The organism is Micromonospora sp. NPDC050686, from assembly GCF_040654475.1.
Taxonomy (GTDB): Bacteria; Actinomycetota; Actinomycetes; order Mycobacteriales; family Micromonosporaceae; genus Micromonospora.
Genome location: NZ_JBFAID010000112.1, coordinates 1 through 5,498, shown reverse-complemented (window position 1 = coordinate 5,498; position 5,498 = coordinate 1). Strand labels below are relative to the sequence as shown.

The following is a 5,498-nucleotide window of genomic DNA, read 5'->3' as shown; positions in this document are numbered from 1 at the left end:
CTGGGCAGCCGTCAGCCTGCCGAACGCGGCGTGACCGATGCAGCCAGCACCGGACACGAACTGCAAGCTCGGCCCTTCAGGGCCGAGAAGCTGACGCTCTCTCGAGTCGTTTCATCACAGCATGAAAGCGGCGCGGCATGGGCCCAGCAGGTGATGCCTCGCTCGATACGCGCCAGGCACCGCGCGAACAGCTCGTCGTCGACGAGGAACGCGTAGTGCTGCATCTGGATGTCCACCGGCGGCTCGGCGAACTGGAGCAGCACACCTTCGTCGAGCAGGACGTTAGCGAACGGCCCCCACGATGGTGCCTCCGGCAGCTCGAGCAGCTCCCGGTAGAACGCGGCCGTGCGCTCTTGTCCTTCGTGGCGATGATCGTGTGGTTGAACGTGACTGCCATGCGTACCGTCTTGCCGGTAGATCCGAAGACCCGACCAGATGCCCGCGGGGTCCGCCGGCGCCGGAGCTGCACCGGCTGATGGACGGCGACCGGTGAGGGCGGCGGTGGCACGGTACGGCTCGTGCCACCGCCTGCACTCGCGGCCTATCCCCGGTTCTCGGACGTGGGTTGGCGGCTGCTGAGCATGCGTACGGTGGTGCTCAGCCTGATCGGCGCGTCGTCTGGTCCCCTGAGGAACGGGTTGATGTAGACGGGGCGGCGTAGGGCTCGGCGTGGGCCGTGGGGTTGGTTGCGCCAGTGGCCGGAGACCCAGAACCGGCTGTCCTGCGTTCCGCCCTCACCGCCGGGCGTCGTGCGTCCATCGTGGGTTGGGGTGGGTCGGCGACCGCGGACGCGCACGATGCGCACCTCGGGTGGGCGCCGGTTGGTGCGGGCGTAGGTTTTGACGATGGTCTTGTCGATTCGCGCGGGGCCGATGTCTGCGGCTTTCTGGGCGATCAGCAGCCACGTGGCGACGAGTGCTGCGGCCGGGTGGCCGCCGGTGATGGGGTGTTGCTCGGGGAGGTGGGCGGCGTCGGTCGGGGCGAGCCAGCCGACGTGTTCGCGGAGTCGTTGCAGTGCTTTGCCGTCGAGGCCGGCGCCGATGGTGCGGTAGAGGATCAGCTGTCGGCCGTCGCCGGTGTCGGTCCAGGAGGCTGCGGTGATGTTCTGGTGTGTCACGGGCCGGGACCAGATGATCATTCCGTCGGTTGCCGGGGGCAGGTCGCGGCCGATGGGGATGTCGGGTAGTTGGCTGGCGGCGTGTTCGGCGAGGTCGGTGAAGTCGGTGTCGATCCAGTACAGGTGGGATCGGTCCAGCCCGGCCGCTATCTCGTCGCGCGCCTGGGTGATGCCGAGTGTGGCGGGTAGGTGGTCTTCGCCGCGGTAGAAGTGGGCGAGCCGGTCGCGGATTTTCGGCAGCTCCCCCGGGGTGAGGGTGGTCGCCGGCCAGGAGGTTGTGGTGATGAGCGTCCGGCCGGGCGACCGGCTGTCGAGGAACGCCCGGTGCAGTTCGGTGATCCGTTCTCGTACCTGCGGATGGTCGCCGAGGCCGAGTGTCCGCACGGCCCGGTCGATGACGAGGTCGTGGCGGCCGTCGTCGAGGTGGGTGTGGCAGGCTGCGCACGCCGCCCAGGTGTGTCCGAAGTCCTGCACGAGGCTGCTGCCGGCGCTGATCGCGATGGCGGTGACGTCGCCGCCGCGCAGGGTCCAGATCGGGTAGGGGTCGCCGCAGAAGTCGCAGCTGCGGCGGATGGTGTGCAGTTGGCTGACGGGGACGGGGACCGGGTGGTGGCCGTCGGTGTCGAGGTGCGCCGGGTGGACGTAGGTGGGTGGCATCCCGAGGGTGTTCAGCGGTGCCAGGCAGGTCTGGCAGGCCATCTCCTCCCCCGCGGCGCTCATGCCGAGGCTCCGCTGATCGGCTGGCGGCGGTCGCGCAGGCGGTGCCCGCGTTGGTGTGGGGTGGGCGGCATGCTCATGCCTGGCCGGTAGGTGGCGTGCCGGTTCCGGCCGCGGTGCTTGGCGTGGTACATGGCGATGTCGGCGCGGTGCAGGGCCACGTCGGTCAGCGGGTCGCTGGTGTCGGCGAGGGTCACGCCGACGCTGGCGGTGACGGTGACCGTGGCGCCGCCTTCGGTGAGGGTGACGGGTTGGGCGATGAGCGCGGTGAACAGTTCGGCGATGCGGTCGAGGTCGTCGGTGTGGGCGGGCAGGAGGGCTGCGTATTCGTCGCCGGCGAGTCGGGCGGCGATGCCGCCGTGGAGGGCGGCGACGTCGGTGATGCGTTCGCCGACTGCTTTGAGAAGGTGGTCTCCGTGGTCGTGGCCGTGGGTGTCGTTGACGTGTTTGAAGTCGTCGAGGTCGATGAGGGCGACGATGATCGGTCGGGCGGGGGTGGTTTGGGCGAGTGCTTGGTGGGCGGTGTGCAGGCCGGTGCGGTTGAGCATGCCGGTGAGCGGGTCGTGCAGTAGTTGCCGGTGGGCGTCGGTGAGGTGGGCGCGCAGGCGGTTGATCGCCGGGCGGGCGGTGAGCCGGCCGATGGTGAACGCCACCACCGCGGTGGCGATCATGATCAGTGGTCGGGACACTGGGTTCCTCCCTTCATGGAGAACCCGGGACGCGGACGTTTCTGAGGCGGCGCGTCCCGGGTCCTGATACGACGACGGCCCGCCGTATGGCGGGCCGGTTCTTCGGGTTCGTGCGGTTCGGGTTTCGCGGCTTCAGTGGCGAGGGATCCCCCGGCGGCGGCACCATCGGGTGCTTGGTGGCGATTCGGGTCGCCGGCGTGCGTGCAGCCGGCTGCTGCCGTCCCCACGGGTTTGCGGGAGCGGGGGTTGGGGGTCAGTGGCGCAGCGGGTGCGCGGCCTGATCGGCGTGGAGTTTGGCCGGTAGGTCGGTGTGGATGTCGGCGTAGGGTTCGACGGCCTCAAGCACCTCGGCCGGGTCGAGGATCGTTTCGACCCGGCCGAGGTGGATGGCGTCGGGCTGCTGGTCGGGGTCGGCGGCCGGATCGTCGGTGAAGTCGACGACGGTCGCGATGAACGTGCGGTGCGGGTTCCAGCCGACCTGAATGGTGTACCGCTCGAAGCCGGGTCTGGGCGTGAGGGTGTAGAGGCTCATCGCGTTCTCCCTTCGGGCGCTGGCGATGTCCGGCTCGGGCAGGCGCCGCCGACGTGTCGCCGCACGGTGGCCGTGGAGGCGGGGCGCCGGACGGCGGCGTTCATGCCGGTAGCTGGCGGGCGCGTTCCTCCGCCACCTCGATGATCTTGTCGCGGCGGGCGGCGGGAAGACCGGCGAGCAGCTCGGCGTAGTTTTCTTCCTGCGGGGTGAGCGGCTCGGCGAACGCCGTCTTGTAGGCCAGGCGTGCCGCCTCGTGGGCGGCTTCGATCGGGCCGCTGGGGTCGTAGGCGCAGGCCACGTCACGGAGTTGCTCAGCCGCGACGAGTGGATCTCGGGACAGGGTGGTGTCGTAGAGGCGGAAGTTCGCCGGAAGGTCGGCGGCGGTGACCGCGGTGATCAGGCACTGGTCGGCTTTCACGCTGTAGGCGTACGCCTCCCCGCGGGTGGGGGTTTCACCGCGGGCGCGTTGGGCGGCCCGATTGGCGTACCAGCGCAGTTCGGCTTCTTTGGCGGTGCGGGCGAGGGACAGCAGGATGGCGCGGATCGGATCCACCGTGATTACTCCTTCTCGAAAGGGTTGTGGGACGTGCGGGTCGCCGGGCTGGTGATCGCCTGTTCGATGCCGGTGGGCGGCAGCCCGACGCGCAGGGCCTGCAGGACCAGGTCGGCGAGCTGGTAGTGCGGATCGATGCGCAAGGCGTGTTCGGCGGCCATGCCGGCCAGGGCGCCGTCGCCGCACCGCCACGCGGCGATCGCGAGCAGGATCGCCGGCGCCGGTACGAGGGGTTCGTGGGCGCGGCGGGTGACGTCGGCCCAGAACGTGACGTGCTCGTCGCGGGCTTCGGTGAGGTCGACGGCGACGTCGCGGATCGGCCGGCGCGCCAGGAGGACGGTCAGCCAGGCCACCTCGTCGTCGGTGAGCCGCTCCCCCGCGTCGTGGCGTCGCAGGGCGTCGCGGACCGCCTGCACGCCGGCGGCGTGCACGGCGGTGCCGCCTTCGGCGCGTAGTGCGGTCAGGCGGGTGGCCGCTGTGCTGCTGGCGTGCCGGATGGTGTCGCGTGCGGCGCCGCCGACGGGGGCGAAGCGGCTGGCCACCGCCGCCCGGTCCGTGAAGGCGACAAGCCCGGCGACGGTCGCCTGCACGGCCAGTGGGGAGGTGGTCGGGTCGAACGGGGTGCCCTGCGGTGGGCAGCAGCCGGGCTCGTCGCAGGTGACGCTGTAGACGCGCCCTTCGGCCACCCGCAGCGCCGCCCGCACCTGCATGCCGGCGGCGGTGAACACGTCGTCGAGGACGCGCACCGCGGGGTCGACGTGCTCGGGTGTGCCATAGCCGACGATGACGAGGTCTGTGATCGGCTGCTGCCGCTGCAGGACGGTGACGAGGTGATCGCCGAGCCCGCGCAGGTGGTGTTCGCCGGTTGCGGCGGCTGGCAGGTCGCCTCGGGCGACGAACACGACCCGCCGGTCTCGGCAGGCGAGCACGACGACGCTGCCGTCGCTGGGGTGGAAGCCGAGCAGGTACGGCACTGCGGCGGCGAGGTCAGCGGAGGATCGGACTGTCAGCTTGTTCTCGGAAAACGACACGGTGATCTCCACAAGGTGAGTCGGGCAAGGGATGGGGCGGCCGGCAGGGCATGGCTGGGTTGGGCACTGCCGAGCGGGCGGCGCGCTGGGGCGGCCGCCGGCCGAACAGGCGTCGCCGGGGGTTGTCCTCCTTCGGGCACGAAAGAAGGCGGCCACCTGCGGTGGACCGCCTGACGGAACATGGTTGTTGCCCCCGGTCGCAGAGTCGCCGGGGTGGTGCCGAGTCTGAGGCTGGCGTGCGGCGGCCGACCGGAAAGGGGTGGGCGCGATGCCGTCGCGGACGCGTCAGACGAGCACGAAAAGGGGGAAAGAAGAAGCCTCAGGCTAGCGGTGCTGCTGCGCAGATCGGCGGGTCTGTCAGAACCGGCCGTCTGGCAGGACCTGACAGACCCGTCCCCACAGGGCCAGTCCATCTCGGACGGCCCGTCGGCCATCCCGGTGCGGCATCACCTCCAGCGGTGACGGCCACCGACCGGGGCGAGATGGGCAGGGTGGCGGCGATATCGAACCGGGCAAGCTGGCGTCGATGGCGTGACGGCAGCGGCGAGCTGGGGGTGTCGCCATGCCAGACCCGCACGTGGTCCGCGTATCGGCACGACTGAGCCACCCGGCCAACTGACGGCCGTGACGACGAGCGACGAGCGGTCGGCGGCAGATCCGGTAAGCCCCCGAAACCCCAACAGCCCGGCGGAGCCACAGGTAGGGCGTGCTGCGGAGACCGGCTAAGCGGGCTTGGCAGTCCGATCCCAGCATGCACCGAGCGGGCATGCCTCTCTTGACTGGAAACCAAATGGTTTCCTATCTTGGTAGCGTGGAGCTGGTGTTTAAGGCCCTGGGTGATTCCACCCGTCGCGCGCTG

6 protein-coding genes are annotated in these 5,498 nt (G+C 70.6%); all 6 read right to left on the bottom strand.

What is annotated here, in order from left to right:
• Window positions 1–11: 11 nt before the first annotated feature.
• The 6 genes from AB0H57_RS32340 to AB0H57_RS32315 all read right to left on the bottom strand — a co-directional run bounded on the left by AB0H57_RS32340 (window position 12) and on the right by AB0H57_RS32315 (window position 4,639).
• Window positions 12–263 (bottom strand): hypothetical protein, encoded by a 252-nt coding sequence (locus tag AB0H57_RS32340; RefSeq protein WP_357512491.1) that lies wholly within the window; start codon window positions 261–263, stop codon window positions 12–14.
• A 278-nt stretch (window positions 264–541) separates the two neighbouring features.
• Window positions 542–1,837: a hypothetical protein gene (locus AB0H57_RS32335; protein WP_357512490.1), complete on the bottom strand. Its 1,296-nt coding sequence runs from the start codon at window positions 1,835–1,837 to the stop codon at window positions 542–544.
• Window positions 1,834–2,523 carry a GGDEF domain-containing protein gene (locus AB0H57_RS32330; protein ID WP_357512488.1) on the bottom strand — a complete coding sequence of 230 codons (690 nt, stop codon included), beginning with the start codon at window positions 2,521–2,523 and terminating at the stop codon, window positions 1,834–1,836. The genes AB0H57_RS32335 and AB0H57_RS32330 overlap by 4 nt, the downstream gene beginning before the upstream one ends.
• 253 nt (window positions 2,524–2,776) lie before the next feature.
• On the bottom strand, window positions 2,777–3,055 hold the full coding sequence (locus AB0H57_RS32325) for a hypothetical protein (RefSeq protein WP_357512486.1): 279 nt from the start codon (window positions 3,053–3,055) through the stop codon (window positions 2,777–2,779).
• A 100-nt stretch (window positions 3,056–3,155) separates the two neighbouring features.
• Window positions 3,156–3,608: a hypothetical protein gene (locus tag AB0H57_RS32320; protein ID WP_357512484.1), complete on the bottom strand. Its 453-nt coding sequence runs from the start codon at window positions 3,606–3,608 to the stop codon at window positions 3,156–3,158.
• Window positions 3,609–3,613: 5 nt separating this feature from the next.
• Window positions 3,614–4,639, bottom strand: a complete 1,026-nt coding sequence (locus AB0H57_RS32315; RefSeq protein ID WP_357512482.1) for a DUF4192 domain-containing protein — start codon at window positions 4,637–4,639, stop codon at window positions 3,614–3,616.
• Window positions 4,640–5,498 lie beyond the last annotated feature (859 nt).